The sequence below is a fragment of the Pseudomonas sp. 05L36 genome (genome assembly GCF_056398125.1).
Map to the genome: position 1 here is coordinate 100,142 of NZ_JBFTOU010000023.1, position 16,315 is coordinate 116,456.

Annotated in this window: 18 protein-coding genes; 9 read left to right on the plus strand and 9 right to left on the minus strand. The window is 59.5% G+C overall.

The genetic code is table 11. From position 1 onward, the window contains the following. Positions 1-44 precede the first annotated feature (44 nt). From AC1DKH_RS22705 to AC1DKH_RS22715, 3 genes are all read left to right on the plus strand, one after another. A complete protein-coding gene (locus AC1DKH_RS22705) occupies positions 45-818 on the plus strand; it encodes a 1,6-dihydroxycyclohexa-2,4-diene-1-carboxylate dehydrogenase (protein ID WP_477799367.1) in 774 nt (257 codons plus the stop codon). Positions 819-863: 45 nt separating this feature from the next. Further along, a complete protein-coding gene (locus AC1DKH_RS22710; RefSeq protein ID WP_477799368.1) occupies positions 864-1,562 on the plus strand; it encodes an alpha/beta hydrolase in 699 nt (232 codons plus the stop codon). 117 nt (positions 1,563-1,679) lie between these two features. Beyond that, the gene (locus tag AC1DKH_RS22715; protein WP_477799369.1) at positions 1,680-1,880 is read left to right on the plus strand and encodes a DUF2188 domain-containing protein; all 201 of its coding nucleotides are present in this window, start codon (positions 1,680-1,682) and stop codon (positions 1,878-1,880) included. A gap of 151 nt (positions 1,881-2,031) precedes the next feature. On the opposite strand, the gene osmE is transcribed toward AC1DKH_RS22715, so the two are convergent. Both osmE and AC1DKH_RS22725 read right to left on the minus strand, forming a co-directional pair. Continuing rightward, positions 2,032-2,382, minus strand: coding sequence for an osmotically-inducible lipoprotein OsmE (osmE, locus tag AC1DKH_RS22720; protein ID WP_477753862.1), 351 nt, complete (start codon positions 2,380-2,382; stop codon positions 2,032-2,034). A 13-nt stretch (positions 2,383-2,395) separates the two neighbouring features. Next, entirely contained in the window at positions 2,396-2,635 is a 240-nt protein-coding gene (locus tag AC1DKH_RS22725) for a hypothetical protein (protein ID WP_046043505.1), read from the minus strand. A 268-nt stretch (positions 2,636-2,903) separates the two neighbouring features. Between AC1DKH_RS22725 and AC1DKH_RS22730 the strand changes: the two genes are divergently transcribed. From AC1DKH_RS22730 to AC1DKH_RS22745, 4 genes are all read left to right on the plus strand, one after another. After that, the gene (locus tag AC1DKH_RS22730) at positions 2,904-3,239 is read left to right on the plus strand and encodes a hypothetical protein (RefSeq protein ID WP_477760487.1); all 336 of its coding nucleotides are present in this window, start codon (positions 2,904-2,906) and stop codon (positions 3,237-3,239) included. Between the two features lie 161 nt (positions 3,240-3,400). Next, positions 3,401-4,690: an NAD(P)/FAD-dependent oxidoreductase gene (locus tag AC1DKH_RS22735; protein WP_477799370.1), complete on the plus strand. Its 1,290-nt coding sequence runs from the start codon at positions 3,401-3,403 to the stop codon at positions 4,688-4,690. Positions 4,691-4,715: 25 nt separating this feature from the next. Then, positions 4,716-5,270, plus strand: coding sequence for a helix-turn-helix domain-containing protein (locus AC1DKH_RS22740; RefSeq protein ID WP_150754571.1), 555 nt, complete (start codon positions 4,716-4,718; stop codon positions 5,268-5,270). Between the two features lie 20 nt (positions 5,271-5,290). After that, positions 5,291-6,637, plus strand: a complete 1,347-nt coding sequence (locus AC1DKH_RS22745; RefSeq protein ID WP_477799371.1) for a glutamine synthetase family protein — start codon at positions 5,291-5,293, stop codon at positions 6,635-6,637. A gap of 184 nt (positions 6,638-6,821) precedes the next feature. On the opposite strand, the gene AC1DKH_RS22750 is transcribed toward AC1DKH_RS22745, so the two are convergent. The 5 genes from AC1DKH_RS22750 to AC1DKH_RS22770 form a co-directional block, all read right to left on the minus strand. Further along, positions 6,822-8,186 (minus strand): purine-cytosine permease family protein, encoded by a 1,365-nt coding sequence (locus AC1DKH_RS22750; protein WP_477799372.1) that lies wholly within the window; start codon positions 8,184-8,186, stop codon positions 6,822-6,824. Between the two features lie 5 nt (positions 8,187-8,191). After that, entirely contained in the window at positions 8,192-8,869 is a 678-nt protein-coding gene (locus AC1DKH_RS22755) for a cysteine hydrolase family protein (RefSeq protein WP_477799373.1), read from the minus strand. A gap of 91 nt (positions 8,870-8,960) precedes the next feature. Continuing rightward, positions 8,961-9,110: a hypothetical protein gene (locus tag AC1DKH_RS22760; RefSeq protein WP_477799397.1), complete on the minus strand. Its 150-nt coding sequence runs from the start codon at positions 9,108-9,110 to the stop codon at positions 8,961-8,963. Positions 9,111-9,297: 187 nt separating this feature from the next. Then, positions 9,298-10,341 carry an LLM class flavin-dependent oxidoreductase gene (locus AC1DKH_RS22765; protein ID WP_007982502.1) on the minus strand — a complete coding sequence of 348 codons (1,044 nt, stop codon included), beginning with the start codon at positions 10,339-10,341 and terminating at the stop codon, positions 9,298-9,300. A gap of 183 nt (positions 10,342-10,524) precedes the next feature. Next, entirely contained in the window at positions 10,525-11,010 is a 486-nt protein-coding gene (locus AC1DKH_RS22770; protein WP_477753854.1) for a flavin reductase family protein, read from the minus strand. A 324-nt stretch (positions 11,011-11,334) separates the two neighbouring features. On the opposite strand from AC1DKH_RS22770, the gene AC1DKH_RS22775 reads away from it, so the two are divergent. After that, on the plus strand, positions 11,335-12,741 hold the full coding sequence (locus AC1DKH_RS22775; RefSeq protein ID WP_477799374.1) for a purine-cytosine permease family protein: 1,407 nt from the start codon (positions 11,335-11,337) through the stop codon (positions 12,739-12,741). Positions 12,742-12,885: 144 nt separating this feature from the next. Here AC1DKH_RS22775 and AC1DKH_RS22780 read toward each other — a convergent pair whose 3' ends face one another. After that, a complete protein-coding gene (locus tag AC1DKH_RS22780) occupies positions 12,886-13,506 on the minus strand; it encodes a glutathione S-transferase family protein (protein ID WP_477799375.1) in 621 nt (206 codons plus the stop codon). Positions 13,507-13,764: 258 nt separating this feature from the next. Between AC1DKH_RS22780 and AC1DKH_RS22785 the strand changes: the two genes are divergently transcribed. Then, positions 13,765-14,076 carry a cache domain-containing protein gene (locus AC1DKH_RS22785; RefSeq protein ID WP_477799376.1) on the plus strand — a complete coding sequence of 104 codons (312 nt, stop codon included), beginning with the start codon at positions 13,765-13,767 and terminating at the stop codon, positions 14,074-14,076. Positions 14,077-14,222: 146 nt separating this feature from the next. Here AC1DKH_RS22785 and AC1DKH_RS22790 read toward each other — a convergent pair whose 3' ends face one another. Next, positions 14,223-15,710, minus strand: coding sequence for an aldehyde dehydrogenase family protein (locus AC1DKH_RS22790; RefSeq protein WP_477799377.1), 1,488 nt, complete (start codon positions 15,708-15,710; stop codon positions 14,223-14,225). Positions 15,711-16,315 lie beyond the last annotated feature (605 nt).

Sequence of the window (16,315 nt, forward strand, 5' to 3'; positions counted from 1 at the left end):
CTCGCTCCTACAGGTTTATGGGCATCCGTCGTCATGAGGTACACATGAACAGATTTCACGAAAAAGTCGCACTGATCACCGGCGCTGCCCAAGGCATCGGCCGGCGGGTGGCCGAGCGTATGGCCGCCGAAGGAGCGAAGCTGATCCTGGTGGACCGCTCCGACCTGGTGTTCGAAGTCCAGCAACATCTGGCCTCGACCACCCAGGTGCTGGCCCTGACCGCCGATCTTGAACAATACGACGAATGCTGTCGGGTGATGCAAACCGCCGTCGAGCGCTTCGATCGCCTCGACGTGCTGGTCAATAACGTCGGCGGGACGATCTGGGCCAAGCCGTTCGAGCACTATGAAGCCTCGCAGATCGAGGCCGAGGTTCGCCGTTCGCTGTTCCCGACCTTGTGGTGTTGCCATGCGGCGCTGCCGTTCATGCTGGCGCAGGGCAGCGGGGCGATCGTCAACGTATCCTCCATCGCCACCCGTAGCCTCAACCGCGTGCCCTACGGTGCGGCAAAGGGTGGGGTCAATGCATTGACCGCTTGTCTGGCATTCGAAACCGCCGGTCGTGGCGTGCGGGTCAACGCCACTGCACCTGGCGGCACCGAAGCACCTCCGCGACGCATACCCCGCAACGGTGCCGACCAGAGCGAGCAGGAAAAGCTCTGGTACCAGCAGATCGTCGACCAGACCCTCGACAGCAGTTTGATGAAACGCTACGGCACCCTGGATGAGCAGGCGGGGGCTATTCTGTTTCTGGCCAGCGACGAAGCGTCCTATATCACCGGCATGGTCATGCCCGTGGGCGGCGGCGATCAGGGCTGAGGCGAGCGACAGACAACCCCATCGGCAAACAACGGAGTCATGGTGATGAGTGACAAACCCACGATCGTGCTGGTCCATGGTTTTTGGGGCGGCGCTGCCCACTGGAACAAGGTCATCGTCAAATTGCTCAGCCGGGGCGACACGAACATTCGTGCCGTCGAGTTACCGCTGACGTCCTTGGCCGATGATGCCGAGCGTACGCGCAAGATGGTCGCCCAGGTGCCGGGGCCGGTGCTGCTGGTGGGGCATTCCTATGGCGGTGCGGTGATCACTGAAGCGGGTGATTTGCCGAATGTGGTGGGCCTGGTGTATATCGCCGCATTTGCGCCGGACGCTGGTGAAAGCCCCGGTGGCATTACCCAACGGCATCTGCCATCGGCGGCGGCCAACCTGGCGCCCGATAGCGACGGTTACCTGTGGGTCAAGCCAGAGCTCTATCACGAAAGCTTCTGTCAGGACCTGCCGGCGACCGAAGGGTTGGTCATGGGCCTCACCCAGAAAGCGCCGCTGGCGAGTACCTTCGGTGACACTATCGGCACGGTGGCCTGGAAGAAAAAACCATCGTGGTATCAGATTTCGACCGGGGACCGGATGATCGCTCCACAAAACCAGCAATGGATGGCTGAGCGGCTGAACGCCCGGGAGATTCTGACCTTGACTGCCAGCCATGCGTCCCTGGCGTCGATGCCCGCCGAAGTGGCGGCCTTGATCGACAGGGCAGCGACGGCGTTGGCCAAGGGTTAGGGTCCAAGTGCAACCGGATTCGGGAATCTTCATGGCGATGTCTGGTCGGTATTTTGGAGAAGGGTGGGTGTAAGGTAAGCAAGTCAACCTGATATCACTGCCCAGGAGGAGGTGACTATGAGCGTTCCGATGCTGAACAAAATGCACATGAATGGCTATGACGTACTCAGAGTGAGCAACGGCCCCTGGCGGGTATGTACCCAGGGTGACCGACTGGCTTCATTTGACAGTCGGGAAGAAGCACTGGCGTTTGCCGCGTCGCTGCCCGGCTACAGGGCTCGTGCTGGCAGGCCTGCGCGTAGCCATCAAGCAAAGTGAAGTCCAGCCCGAGGCCCCGGCTCTCCGGTAATCTCCTGTAGGAGCGAGCTTGCTCGCGATGAACCTGAGTGCATCGCGGGGTGTCAGGCTTACATCGTCTTCGTTGACGACCCTCGCGAGCAAGCTCGCTCCTACAAAGTCCTTAAGGGCGCTAGTAGCCGCCGCCTCCGCTGGGGCGGGAGGGTTCTCGGGCCTTTTGTTGCATGTGGCTCCATTCCGCGCACGTCATAAAGCTTTTGTGGTCGACCATGCCCCGGCCGTCAAAGCTGACATTGTAAGTTTGTTGATGGCCGGACTGAGTCAGTTTGTAGTCAAAGCACGTACCGGGTTCGACGGTACGATCAGTGACCGCCAAGGGCTGGCCGCCGATTTGCCGGACTTGCTCCTGGCTCATGCCGGTGTCGACTTTCGCAACCAGCGGCTGCTCCTGGTAGATCGAGTTGGTGCTGCAGCCTGCCAACGCGGTCAGTGCGACGACCAGCGTGAATAGAGGCCTGTTCATGGCAGCGCTCCCGCTATTGAGCCTTGTTGCGGCTAATGACCTTGGCTTTCACTTCCTCGGCATAGCCGGACAGTTTTGCTTCATCACCCTGAAACAAAGCACACAGTTTCTGAACGGCTTGTGCGTCGATGTCGTTCCCGAGCAGGCGCAATTGCTGCTCGATGCGCAACAGCTCCACAGCCGACCAGCGCAAATCTGACGCAAGCCCTTGCAGATCACGCCGAAGTTCCTGTTCCGATTCGTTAAGCCACATGACGACCTCCTGAACTCTTCACTCCGGAATTTTAGACCTGTTTACCGGGCCGGATGTTGTGTTCGTCTGAATCAGCGGGGTTTCCTTTGGTCGGGAATTGAAAGTGAACGAGAAAATACGCTGTCCTGCCCAAGAAAGATGGATGGCTTATCCGAACGCAAGGAACTAAACGAGGGAAGCGATATCAATGACTGTCGCTGAATCGTTGGGGGTGGATGTAAGGACGACGGCAAGCTACATTTTCTTTTTTCGAATTTGAGGAAGCAGCATGCGGATGTTGATGGGGGGAGTCGCTCTGGCATTGCTGGCCGGGTGTTCGTTGCCGGCGTCGCTGGTACCGGGCGAGCCGAATGTCAGCAAGCACAGCACGAAGGCGCCAAAAGAGTATGCAGCGTGCGTTTTGCCGGCCTGGCAAAAGGAAGTAGCGAATACCACCCAGGTTTCGATATCCAACGGATACCGCATCACCGCGCCCAGCGTGATCACGGCTGACGAAGTGCTGGATATCGTGAAGTACAAGGACGGCAGCCGGATATCGCTGTATCAGGGGCCACCTTGGGCCAAGTCCGGCGACCTGCGCAAAATCGTGCGTGATTGCTTGTAAGCGCGAGAGAGTGAAAATCGGTCGCCGACCGTTTTTCGCCGAATCGAGAAAAAACCGGATGTCTGGTGTGCATCCGGTTTTTTTTGCGCGCCATTTGCCTGCGTGAAATTTACGGTGTATTTTTTCATGAAATTATAAATAGAAAATTTCATGAGGCTTGCATGTTTCAGCAGTCCGACCAACACGTTGCCAGCTATTACGCCCACACCTGCGCCGATCGTCTGGTCGATCGAGCCGCACTGGAAGGTGAGCAAGACACCGAAGTGCTGATCATCGGGGCCGGTTTCAGTGGATTGCACACGGCTTTGCGCCTGGCGCTGGCCGGCAAGCGCGTGACCTTGCTCGAAGCCAGCCGGGTGGCCTGGGCCGCTTCGGGGCGCAATGGCGGGCAGGCGATTCTCGGTTGGTCGTGCGACATGCCACCGTTGGAAGCGGCGCTGGGTTACGAACGGGCGCGGCGACTGTGGGACGGCATGCGCTGGGCCGCACGCGAGTTGCGTGATTTGCCCGGCCGCCATGGGTTCGATTGCGACTACCGCGCCGGCCATCTCTGGACTTCGGTGATGCCGCGTCGGGTCGGACTGCTGACGGAGTGGCAACACGAGGCCAGCCACAAGTGGGGCCACGACAAACTGCAATTTATCGAGCGCAGCGATTTGCCGCAGTGGGTGGCCAGCGAGCGTTATCAGGCCGGCCTGTTCGATCCCGAAGGCGGGCATTTGAACCCGCTGAAACTGGCCCTGGGCCTGGCCGATGCGATCGAGCGGGCCGGTGGCCGCATCCACGAGCAAAGCAAGGCGCTGAGTTATGGCGAGGAGGGCGACGGGTTTGTGGTGACCACCGAGCGCGGTCGTGTTCGCGCCGATGTGCTGGTGCTGGCGTGCAACGCTTACCTCGATCGACTCGACCCGCATCTGGCGAGTTGCGTGTTGCCGGTCGGGACCTATCAGGTCGCGACCGCGCCGCTCACCGAGGAGCAAGCCACCGCGCTGCTGCCGAGCAACGTGTGCGTGACCGACAACCAGTTCGTGCTCGATTATTTCCGCCGCACCCCGGACAACCGCCTGCTGTTCGGCGGTGGTTGCACTTACCTGGGCGGGATGCCGAAGGACATCGCCGCGGCGACCCGGCCGTTCCTGGAGCGCGTGTTCCCGCAACTCACCGGCGTCGATCTGGAGTTTGCCTGGGGCGGACACATTGATCTGACCCTCAAACGCACGCCGGATATCGGACGGCGCGGCGATCTTTACTGGATGCAGGGGTATTCCGGGCATGGCGTGTTGCCGACACTGGCCGCGGCGCGGGCGGTGTCCGACGCGATCCTCGGTCAGCCCGACGAGTTGTCCCTGTACCAGGGCCTGAACAACGGCAGTTTTCCCGGCGGCAAATACCTGGCCGCGCCGCTGGAAGCCATCGGCAAGGCCTGGTATCGACTGCGCGACAGCATTTGAAGCGACACTTTCTGGAAGCCTCAAGATGGACATGCAAGAAGAAATCTCGGCGCTGGCGATCCTGATCCAGGACCTGCGCAAACACAAAAAGTACACCCTGAAGGAACTGGCGGACAAAATCGGTCGCTCCGTGGGTTTTCTGTCCCAGGTCGAGCGCGGCCTGTCGCGCCCGACGGTAGCGGACTTGACCGCCATCAGCGAAACCCTCGGCGTGCCGACCACCTATTTCTACAGCCTGCCCAAACCCATGGCCTTGTCCTGGGTCACCCGCCCGGACGAGCGCCGCACGCTGTACTACGCCGACGGCATCACCGACATCCTCGTTTCGCCAAAAATGCGCGCGTCCTTTTCGATGCTCGAAAGCCAGCTCGAACCCGGCGCCAGTAGCGGTGACCGACACATGAAGGACAGCTCGGAGCAGGGCGGTTACGTCCTGGAAGGGCAGTTGACCCTATGGCTCGACGACAACGAACCGGTGACCCTGCATCCCGGCGACAGCTTTCAACTGGCCAGCCATGCGCACTGCCGCTACGGCAACCGGTCCGACCAACTGACCCGCGTGCTTTGGGTTTACACCTGATAACGACAAGGAACAAATCGATGGATGCTGTGTGCTCTGATCTGCTGGCCGAGGTTCGCAACTTCCGCCACTGCAACCCCGAAGTGCGTTACGTCGACCTGATCTCCCTGGATATTCCAGGGCATTTCTACGGCAAGCGCTACCCGATCGAGATGCTGGAAAAAGTCGCTGCCGGCAGTGCACTGAAGCTGCCGCAAAACTGCGTGCTGCTCGGCACCCAGGGCGGGCTGTTCAAGATCGGTGATTACTGCTTCAACGATGGTGACCCGGACGCGCTGCGCCGTTTGGTGCCCGGCACGCTGAAGCTGGTGAGCTGGGAAAAACAGCCCTTGGGCCAGATGCTGATCACCTCCGACGGCACCGAAAAACCCATCGAATTCGAACCTCGCGAAGTGTTGGCCCAGGTGTTGAACCGACTTCACCGTAAAGGCATTTTCCCGGTGGTGGCCTTCGAGCTGGAGTTCTACCTGTTCGACAGCCGCTTGAAGGACGGCTTGCCGCAGTTCCCCCGTGATGAGCTGACCGGCGATGCCGACGATCAGCCGAACATGCACATCGAACGCTTGTCGCGCTTCGCCCCGGTGCTCGATGAAATGGTCGAGACCGCGCGAGCCCAAGGCGTCGATGCCACGGTGATCACCGCCGAACTCGGCCCGGGCCAGTTCGAGATCAACTTCGGCCATTGCGATGACGGCCTGCGCGCCGCCGACTGGGCCGCCCTGTTCTGCCGCAGCACCCGTGGCGTGGCGCTCAAGCACAACTACCGCGCCAGCTTCATGGCCAAACCTTACTTGCAACACCCCGGCAGCGGCATGCACGTGCATGTCAGCCTGTATGACCAGGCCGGCAACAACCTGCTGGCGGCGAACGGCCAGCGGGCGCTGCGCCATGCGGTGGCCGGATGCCTGGAGGTGTTGCCGCACTGCATGCCGATCTTTGCTCCGAACCACAACGCCATGCGCCGCTTGAGCGCCACCGTGAACGTCGCGTCCCGCGCCAGTTGGGGCTTCGAGGATCGCGATGCCTGCTTGCGTATTCCGGAGTCAGACATCAAGAACCTGCGCATCGAACATCGCCTGGCGGGCGCCGATGCCAACCCGTATCTGGCATTGGCGGCGATTCTGGTGGGCCTGGAGCAAGGCCTGGAAGGGGAGCGCGAGCCGATTGCACCGCTCAACGAAGACCGCAGCAGTGGCATCGATTTTCCGTTGGAAATGCTTGAAGCGGTGCAGGCCATGCAAAGTCATTCATCGCTGCGCGAAGGCTTGGGGGCGGAGTTCGTGGACGTTTATTGCGAAAACAAGCGGCAGGATCATCTGGCATTTCTGCATGACATCAGCGCGCGGGAGTATCGCTGGTTCCTCTAGTCGCCCTTAGAAAATATGTGGATATTGAAGGGGTTAGAACGTTTAGTAACTGGATGGTGAATAAAAATATCTTGTTACAGGCCGAAATATTCCGTAATATCCGCGCCGCGTTCACCACCACGGTTTATGCATTTTTAAATCCCAGGCGTCCATCAGCTGCCTGGGATTTTTTTTTGCCTGAAAATCAGTCGGCTGCTGACTCCATCATCGGCGCTCGCTTGCCGAGCTTCATCAGCCAGTAGTAACTCAACGCCGGCACCAGCAACCCGACGATCCACGCCAGATCCACTCCGTCCAGCGCCGTGGCCACCGGGCCGACGTACAGCGTGGTGTTCATGAACGGAATTTCCAGGGCAATCGCCAGCAGGAAACTGCCGCAGGCGATCCAGTTGACCCGCCCGTAGATCCCGTTCAGGTCAAAGATGTCGTCAATCCGGTACTGGCCTTTGCGCAGGCAGTAGTAGTCCACCAGATTGATCGCCGTCCACGGGATCAGAAAGTAGCTCATGAAGAAGATGAAGTTGAGGAAGAAGTTGATGAAGTCGTCCTGACTGATGGTGCACAGGGCCGTGGCCACCAGGCTGATCAGCAGCATGAACACGCCGCGTACTCGCGGGGTCACCTTGAGTCGGGCGAAAGGCTCGATCACGGTGATGGTCGACATGAACGCGCCGTACAGGTTGAACACGTTGATCGACACCTGGCCGTAGACGATGAAGGCGAACAACAGCACCGCGCCAGTGTCGAACAGACCGGCGACATGCCCGCCGACGTTGCTGGAGAAGTCGCCGATGCCGACGCTCAGGATTGCCCCGAGAATCATCATCCACGCACCACCGCTGACCGTGCCGGCGTAGCTGTACCAGAACACCTGGGCGGTCGGGGTGCTGCTCGGCAGGTAGCGCGAGTAGTCGGCGACGTAAGGCGCGTAGGACAGTTGCCAGGTCACGGCGATGCTCACCGCCACCAGGAACTTCGACAGCGAGAAGCCTGTCGGCAGCCATTGTTCGGCCGGGATCGGCAACTGCAAGGCGAGCACCGTGGCGGCGACGAACACCACCAGCGACAGAATCGACAGCAGCTTCTGCAGGCGGTGAATCAACCGATAGCCATAGAGCGCGACGACGAAGCACAACGCGCCGATCAGGTAGATATTGCCGGACATCGGCAGCGGGCTGACGGACTCCAGCGCCTGGGCCGCGAGCAAAGTGTTGCTGACGAAGAAGCCCAGGTAGATCAGCATCACGAACAGCAGCGGCAACACCGCCCCCAACACGCCGAATTGCGCCCGGCTCTGGATCATTTGCGGAATGCCCAGCTTCGGTCCCTGTGCCGAGTGCGAGGCCATGAAAATCGCCCCCAGCAACGAGCCGATGATGATCGCCAGCGCACTCCAGAACAGGTTGAGCCCCATCACCACCGGCAACACGCCGGAGGCGATGGTGGTGATGTTCATGTTGGCGCCGAACCAGATATAGAACAGCGAACCCGGCTTGCCGTGGCGTTCGGTCTCGGGGATGAAATCGATGCTTCTTTTTTCAACTTGCATGGCGATCACTCCTGAGTCCGGACGAGACGGGATTGCAGACGGGCGATGGTGCTTTCCAGCTCATGGGGCTGGTGGGCAAACAGGTCCGGACGCTCGGGGATCAGGCTGATGTAATCGAGTTGTTGCAGGGCACGCAGGCACTGTTCACTCGTGAGGATTTCCAGCGAGTAGACCCAGTTGGCCATGATCAGCAGGGCCGAGTAATGCCCGGCCTCGGTGGTCGTGGTGCAGGCATCGCTGACCAGACGCACGCGATAACCGAGGGCGAAGGCATCGAACACGCTGGTCAGCACGCAGACGTCGGTCAGCACGCCGCAGATGATCAGTGTGTTGACTTCCAGTGTCTTGAGTCGTGCATCGAGATCGGTGCGGTGAAAGGCACTGTAACGGCCCTTGTCGAAGATCCATTCACCCGGCAGCGGTGCCAGATCTTCGATGATTTCCACTTGCCGGGTGCCGGCGCGGTAACTGCCGGGGCCACCGTCGGCGGCCAGAGGTTCGCCTCGGGGCAGGTCACTGCCGTCGGCCTGATTGACGTGGCGGGTATAGATGACAGGCATCCGCTGACGGCGGACGGTATCGAGCAGGGCGGCGGTATGGGCGACCACCCTGTCGAAGTTTTCCAGGACGAAGCCGTCCTCCTGCTGCATGTCGATGATCAACAGCGCGTTGTTATTGTTCATTGGGCAAACCTGATCAAAGGCGAAACACGATGCACCGCACGCGCCATGCAATGGCGAGACGCGGGGTGCGTGATTGGCTGTTCGGGTGGGCTCAGTGAACTATTTGCCAGAAGCCGTTCTGCTTGGCCGAAACGCTGGCGCGCAGGCGCTTGAAATGCAGGTGCGAAGCGGTCCATTCACCGCGCAGGTAAGCCCGCGCGGCGCCGCAGGGAAGGGCGAGTGGTGGGAGACGACCAGTCATCATTGGAATCGACCCTTGTGGGAACGCCTGCTCCCACAGGACAAATGCATACCTGTAGGAGCGAGCTTGCTCGCGAAAAACTCTGGACAACGCGGTCATTCAGATGGCGCGCGTTATCGTTGGCGTCCATCGCGAGCGAGCTCGCTCCTACACCCTGGCTTCGCGTCCGGGGCGCAGGACGGCGCAATCAGCGGAACGCTGGCACCACATGCTTGATGAACAGCTCCAGGGATTTTTTCTTCTCCGCGTGGGGCAGGCTGTTATCGCACCAGAAGCTGAATTCGTCGACCCCCAGTTCCTGGTAGTACTTGATGCGCGGAATGATTTCTTCCGGGGTGCCGATCATGGCGGTCTTGTGCAGGCTTTCCAGCTCGAACTCAGGGCGACCGGCGAATTTCTCTTCCGGGCTCGGCGCGAGGAAGCCGTTGACCGGGGTGGTCTTGTTGCCGAACCAGGCATCGAAGGTGCGGTAGAACTTCGAGATCGCCTTGGCCCCGACTTCCCAGCCCTGTGGATCGTCAGCGGTGTGCACGTGGGTGTGACGCAGCACCATCAGTTGCGGGCGCGGCACGCCAGGATTGTTGTCCAGCGCGGCCTGGAATTTGTTCTTCAGGTCGAGGACTTCTTCGTCGCCTTTCATCAGCGGCGTGACCATGACGTTGCAGCCGTTGGCCACGGCGAAGTTGTGCGAGTCCGGGTCGCGGGCGGCGATCCACATCGGCGGGTTCGGCTGCTGGATCGGCTTGGGCACGCTGGTGGAGGTCGGGAACTTCCAGATGTCGCCGTCGTGGGCGTAGTCGCCGTTCCACAGTGCGCGCACCACCGGAACCATTTCCCGCAGCGCCTGGCCACCGGAGGATGCCGGCATGCCGCCGGCCATGCGGTCGAACTCGATCTGGTAGGCACCACGGGCCAGACCGACTTCCATGCGCCCGTTGCTGATCACGTCGAGCAACGCGCATTCACCGGCCACCCGCAGCGGATGCCAGAACGGCGCGATGATGGTGCCGGCACCGAGGTGAATGGTGGTGGTCTTGCCCGCCAGATAAGCCAGCAACGGCATCGGGCTTGGCGAGATGGTGTATTCCATGGAGTGGTGTTCGCCGATCCATACGGTACTGAAACCACCGGCCTCGGCCATCAGCGTCAGCTCGGTCAGGTCTTCGAACAACTGGCGGTGGCTGACGCTTTCGTCCCAACGTTCCATGTGTACGAACAGGGAAAACTTCATGACGCTTACCTCGGATCTTTTGTTGTTGGCCTGTCGACTGCGGGCCTGTTGATTATTGGTATACCATAATACGTATTGAAGGGCAAAAGATCGTCCGAACGCGGCCCGAGCCTTCGGCAGCTCCTACGGGCGAGATGCGTTTGCCCCTGTAGGAGCTGCCGAAGGCTGCGATCTTTTCAATGGTCAGGCCAGAACGGGCAGGGCGCCCATCTTGCCGTGGCAATACACAAGTGGCCCGCTGCTCTGTTGGGGCACGATCAGGTTCTTCACCGCGCCGACCATGATCGCGTGATCACCGCCTTCATATTCGCGCCACAACTCACATTCGATGACCGCCGTGGCGTTGGCCAGAATCGGGTTGCCCAGTTCGCTCAACGTCCACTCGATCCCCTGGGCCTTGTCCTTGCCTTTGCGCGCGAAAGCATAGGCTTCGTTTTGCTGGCCGCCGGACAGCACGTGGATCGCAAAACGTTTGTTCTTGATCAGTACCGGGTAGGAATCGGAGCTGTAGTTGGGGCAGAACAGCACCAGGGCCGGGTCCATCGACAGCGAGCTGAAGGCGCTGGCGGTCAGGCCGACGATTTGCCCGTCGTCATCCAGGGTGGTGATCACGGTCACTCCGGACGGGAACGAGCCCATGACTTGTTTGTAGATGGCGGCATCGATCATTGGACGGTCCTCGGGTGGTGTGACGCGTTTTTTATGTGTTTGTAGGTCTGATGGTATACCGTAATACATCGATTGCAAGATCTTTTTAGGTGAACCGATAAACGTACGGCTTTCGTCTGAAAGTCAATGTTTACGGGGCTTTCAGCTAGCCAGTGCTGGCAGGGTTCGGGCAGGATAGCGGCTCAGATGCTTGTTCAAAGACCGGATCAGTCTTGTTTAAAGTTTGGAATACCATAATATGGTCGTCATCTGAGGGGCGGCCAGAGAGTCCCCCCGGTTTGGCTTCATACAAAGATAAGAACAGACAAACTCGAGTTCATGCACATGTCCCAGATGTCCCGGCAAGATCCGTTGATCGAGAACCACACGGTCGACTACGTTCCACTCGCAGAGCGCCACGGGAAGGCCCGCGATCTTTTCACCTTGTGGTTCAGCACCAACATCGCGCCACTGCCCATCGTCACCGGCGCCATGGTGGTCCAGGTGTTCCACCTCAACCTGTTCTGGGGCCTGCTGGCGATTGCGCTCGGGCACATGGTCGGTGGTGTGGTGATTGCCCTTGCGTCGGCCCAGGGGCCGTGCATGGGCATTCCGCAGATGGTGCAGAGTCGTGGTCAGTTCGGCCGCTACGGCGCGCTGCTGATCGTGTTCTTCGCAGCGCTGATCTACATTGGTTTCTTCATTTCCAACATCGTGCTGGCGGGTAAATCGATTGTCGGCATTGCGCCGTCGGTCCCGGTGCCGGCCAGCATTCTCATCGGTGCCCTCAGCGCCACCGCCATCGGCGTGATTGGCTACCGCTTCATCCATACCCTGAACCGCATCGGCACCTGGGTGATGGGTAGCGCGTTGCTCGCTGGCTTTCTCTATATCTTCGCCCATGATCTGCCGGCGGACTTCTTCACCCGCGGCGGATTCAACCTGTCCGGCTGGCTGGCCACGGTGTCGCTGGGCATCATCTGGCAGATCAGCTTCTCACCCTACGTGTCGGACTACTCGCGCTACCTGCCGGCGGATATCGGTATCACCCGGCCGTTCTTCGCCACTTACCTGGGGGCGACCCTGGGCACGATCCTGTCGTTCACTTTCGGCGCCGTGGCGGTACTGGCAACCCCGGAAGGCACCGAGGCGATGGCGGCGGTCAAGCAGTCCACCGGTTGGCTGGGGCCGATCCTGATGGTGCTGTTCCTGCTCAACATCATCAGCCACAACGCCTTGAATCTGTATGGCGCGGTGCTGTCGATCATCACCTCGATCCAGACCTTCGCCAGCCAGTGGACGCCCAGCATCAAGGTGCGCGTGGTGTTGTCGGGCATCGTGCTGGCGGGTTGCTGCGTGGTGGCGCTGGGCGCTTCGGCCAACTTCATTTCGCAGTTCATCGGTTTGATCCTGGCGCTGTTGCTGGTGCTGGTGCCGTGGGCGTCGATCAACCTGATCGACTTCTACCTGATCAAGCGTCGCCGCTATGACATCGCCTCGATCTTCAGCGCTGACGGCGGCATCTACGGGCGCTTCAATCTGCACGCGATCATTGCCTACTTCATCGGCATCATCGTGCAGCTGCCATTCGCCAATACGTCGCTGTATGTCGGACCGTACGCCAATCTGGTGGACGGCGCGGACCTGTCATGGCTGGTGGGGCTGGTGGTGACGTGTCCGTTGTATTACTGCCTCGCTACGCGAAGCCAGGTGCAGGAAAGCCGTTCGGTGAAGTTCGGTTACACCGACTGATCTATTGGAATGCCGCACTTTGTAGGAGCGAGCCCTGCTCGCGAAAGACTCAAGTGCGGCGCGTTTAACCGGTAAGCACGCGTTATCGTTGACGTCCATCGCGAGCAGGGCTGGCTCCTACATAAGTGTCAGCACATCGACCACTCAGGCATCCTTGAACGCATTCAGACCGCGTTGTACCGCCGGCCTGGCTTCGACGGTGTCGAACCAGCGCGAGAGCTGTGGAAGCAGCTTCCACTCCAGCCGGTCGCGGAACGCCTTCGCGATGGTGAACGCCGAAATGTCGGCCATGGAGAACCGCGCTCCGGCCATGAATTCGTCCGCCAAAAAACTTTCCGCGTAGGTCAGTTGCTCGATCACCCGCAGATCGATGATCGCCGCCGCCTTGTCCTGCCCCGCCTGGTGCAGAAAAAACGCGGCATGGCTGGGGGCGATGACATCGGTCACGAAAAAGAAATAGCGGTCAATCACCCGGATACGCTCAGGTCCGGGCTGCGCCGGCGCCAGTCGTCCCGGCGCCTTGGCATCGGCGTACTGGATGATGGCGTTGGACTGATTGATGACCAGCGCCGGCGTGGTCCCGTGGTCGATCAGGGTCGGGACTTTTCCGGCCGGGTTCAGCGCCAGGAAGGCCGGGCCACGGTGTTCCTGCGCATACAGGTCGAGCCTGCGTGCCGTGTAGGCGATGCCGGATTCTTCCAGGGCAATCGCGGCCCGCAGACTGTTGCCGGTGTTCGCGCCGTACAGTTCGATTTGATCGTTCATGGGTCATTGCTCTTGTCGGGACACAGGCAGCCACCGAACACTGCCAATCATGTCAGTATGATGAAAATCCGCCGCACTGATATGCAAAAACAGTGTTCGTCCATACCCCTGTGCGACAAGGCTTATCCCTGTACGAAAACTACTTTCATCGCGTTTGATAATAGCCTCTCGAAATGTTTTAGGCGTTTCACAAGCTCTTCAGTCAACCCTCACCTCGAACTTCCGATGCGCATGTCACTCATCGGGTCCTGACTGGCGGTGAAACCTTCAAATAACGATAAGCGGTTCACCCAGGAGGATCTTTATGCCTTCGTGGTGGACTTGAAAACCCAACGGTTTGTCGCTCACGGCTTTTCGTCCCGGTTGATCGGCACCGACTTCAAGTCACTGCGTTCAGTCGACGGCAAGCCTATTGGCGAGGACATCCACAAGCAAATGAGCGCCCATGAAAAAGGGGAAATTGCTTACCTGTGGCGCAACCCCATCACTGGGCAGAACGAATACAAGAGGACTTTTCTGCAGCGGGTGAGCGGTTACGTCGTGGCGGTAGGCTGCCATGCGATCAAGTAATCCGACAGGGACCAACAGCAACCACCGCAAGGAGTGTGAGATCGGTGTTTTCTGCTGGCGCAACAAGCGTTCGCGACCGGTCTACGCGATGGGCGTCCGCATCGGCGGCTAGCCGAATTGGACGGCACCGAACATTTGAATGAGTTCTACGTGCGGGAAGTACTATCAAGTGATCCGCCAAACCCAATGATTGCCTTGGTTTCCAGGTATTCCTCCAAGCCGTAGACACCATACTCACGACCATTACCAGAACGTTTGTAACCACCGAATGGAGCCATTGGATTCCAGGCGGGGTAATTCAGATGCACTTGCCCCGCGCGGATACGAGAGGCAACTGCACGTGCAAGATCAAGGTTCTGAGACTGAACATGGGCGCCCAGGCCGTATACCGTATCGTTCGCGATAAGGATCGCTTCATCGATCGTCTCATACGGAATGATGCACAGCACCGGCCCGAAAATTTCTTCTTGGGCGATCCGCATTGCGGTATCTACGTCGGAGAATACTGTCGGTCGAGTGTAGAAGCCCTTCTCATAACCCGGCACACGTCCTGGTCCGCCGCAAACGAGTTTTGCGCCCTCACTCAGACCAGCTTCGATCATGGCTTGCACACGATTGAACTGGGCCTCGTTGGCAATGGGACCGAGCACCGTAGCTTCCGATTGCGGATCACCCACGATGATCGCATTGGCGGTTTCGGCTGCCAGCGATTCAACCTCCGCCAGCCGGTCCTTAGGTACGATCATTCGTGTCGGGGCGCTGCACGATTGTCCGACGTTGCGCAACGCTGACATCACGCCCAGTGGGACGGCTTTGGCGAAGTCGGCGTCGGGAAGCAGAATGTTCGGGGATTTTCCTCCAAGTTCTTGTGTAACCCGCTTCACCGTATGGGCGGCCGCCTGTGCGACCAGCGCGCCCGCGCGGTTTGAGCCGGTAATCGAAATCATATCGATATCAGGGTGCGCAGCCATCGCTGCGCCGACCTCGGATCCACTTCCGTTCACGAGGTTGAAGACGCCTGGTGGAAGGCCTGCGTCATGGACCAGTTGTGCAAAAAGAAGGGCGCTCAGAGGCGACAGTTCGCTTGGTTTGAGGACCACAGTGCATCCGGCAGCAATAGCCGGGGCGACTTTCGCGGTGATTTGATAAAGCGGCCAGTTCCACGGAGTGATGAGACCGCAGACGCCTATGGGTTCGCGTTCAATCGCGGTTCCACCTTCAACCGTCTGGAAACGATAAGTGGACAGCAGATCGCGGGCGACCCGAACGTGTTCGGCCGCGAGAGGCACTTGCATTGCCCGGGCGGAACCGATGGCAGCGCCCATTTCGAGAGAGAGGGCCTGCGCGAGCACTTCTTTTCGCTCAAGGATGAGCTCATGGATCTTTCCAAGGACAAGCGCGCGTGACTCTGCGCAGGTAGCAGACCAACCAGCAAACGCTGCGCGCGCCGCCGCTACTGCCCGATCAACATCCGCGGCGGAGCCTTGCGCGACCTGCGCAACGACCTCTTCAGTTGCCGGATTGACCACCGGCAAACTTGCCGGGATTGCCGGGGAAGACCAACAGCCATTGATATAAAATTTCTGAGCCGTTTGCGGATCAATGCTGTAGCTATTCGAAGATTGTATTGTCATCCAACTGGCTCCCTAGAGCGGTAACAGGCACTGCAAGCAGCAGAGGGCGGTCTGGCTCGCGACCTTGCAAGGTCGCTGAAACAAAGATCAAGCCGAACGTGGAAATCACCAGAACATCGCCGTGGCGACCAGGACATCGCTATGCCGGGTCTTCTCAATAAGCTAGCAAAGCGTGCCAGATAAAATGTGCTGTTCTTCAGGTTTGCAAGGGAGAATCTGCCGTATCTGTCAGGCTGACTTTGTATGAGAACAAGTTGAACCGATTTCGTTAGTAAACCTTCTGATAGACCGCTCAGTGAGACCATTCCTGGTCAGTGCGTTCGTAGGCACATCGGTGGCGGTGATGGGTCATATAGATAGGCAGGTGGGGGCGTGGTGATGCATCGTGCGATGCGCCGCCTTTGTAGAGCTGTCGCGATGCGTACAGATGTTGTTTTGACCGGTATGTCACGGCTATCGCTAATAGAAGCAAGGTTGTCCCAGCGCGCATTGACGCTTGATTGGCCCCGCCTCACCTCGCAGCACAATCAGCGGGCGCGCCTCAGAGAATGCCCTCGTTCTCCTTCCGCCAGCCATAAATACTGCCGCACATTGCATTGTGCGTG

Excerpts from the sequence above, each read along its gene's own strand:
- AC1DKH_RS22790 (WP_477799377.1), bottom strand. The coding sequence starts at position 15,710 with ATGACAATACAATCTTCGAATAGCTACAGCATTGATCCGCAAACGGCT.
- AC1DKH_RS22760 (WP_477799397.1), bottom strand. The coding sequence starts at position 9,110 with ATGACTGGTCGTCTCCCACCACTCGCCCTTCCCTGCGGCGCCGCGCGG.
- AC1DKH_RS22735 (WP_477799370.1), top strand. The coding sequence starts at position 3,401 with ATGTTTCAGCAGTCCGACCAACACGTTGCCAGCTATTACGCCCACACC.
- AC1DKH_RS22715 (WP_477799369.1), top strand. The coding sequence starts at position 1,680 with ATGAGCGTTCCGATGCTGAACAAAATGCACATGAATGGCTATGACGTA.
- osmE (WP_477753862.1), bottom strand. The coding sequence starts at position 2,382 with ATGAACAGGCCTCTATTCACGCTGGTCGTCGCACTGACCGCGTTGGCA.
- AC1DKH_RS22740 (WP_150754571.1), top strand. The coding sequence starts at position 4,716 with ATGGACATGCAAGAAGAAATCTCGGCGCTGGCGATCCTGATCCAGGAC.
- AC1DKH_RS22710 (WP_477799368.1), top strand. The coding sequence starts at position 864 with ATGAGTGACAAACCCACGATCGTGCTGGTCCATGGTTTTTGGGGCGGC.
- AC1DKH_RS22770 (WP_477753854.1), bottom strand. The coding sequence starts at position 11,010 with ATGATCGATGCCGCCATCTACAAACAAGTCATGGGCTCGTTCCCGTCC.
- AC1DKH_RS22750 (WP_477799372.1), bottom strand. The coding sequence starts at position 8,186 with ATGCAAGTTGAAAAAAGAAGCATCGATTTCATCCCCGAGACCGAACGC.
- AC1DKH_RS22775 (WP_477799374.1), top strand. The coding sequence starts at position 11,335 with ATGTCCCAGATGTCCCGGCAAGATCCGTTGATCGAGAACCACACGGTC.
- AC1DKH_RS22730 (WP_477760487.1), top strand. The coding sequence starts at position 2,904 with ATGCGGATGTTGATGGGGGGAGTCGCTCTGGCATTGCTGGCCGGGTGT.
- AC1DKH_RS22755 (WP_477799373.1), bottom strand. The coding sequence starts at position 8,869 with ATGAACAATAACAACGCGCTGTTGATCATCGACATGCAGCAGGAGGAC.
- AC1DKH_RS22705 (WP_477799367.1), top strand. The coding sequence starts at position 45 with ATGAACAGATTTCACGAAAAAGTCGCACTGATCACCGGCGCTGCCCAA.
- AC1DKH_RS22780 (WP_477799375.1), bottom strand. The coding sequence starts at position 13,506 with ATGAACGATCAAATCGAACTGTACGGCGCGAACACCGGCAACAGTCTG.
- AC1DKH_RS22725 (WP_046043505.1), bottom strand. The coding sequence starts at position 2,635 with ATGTGGCTTAACGAATCGGAACAGGAACTTCGGCGTGATCTGCAAGGG.
- AC1DKH_RS22745 (WP_477799371.1), top strand. The coding sequence starts at position 5,291 with ATGGATGCTGTGTGCTCTGATCTGCTGGCCGAGGTTCGCAACTTCCGC.
- AC1DKH_RS22765 (WP_007982502.1), bottom strand. The coding sequence starts at position 10,341 with ATGAAGTTTTCCCTGTTCGTACACATGGAACGTTGGGACGAAAGCGTC.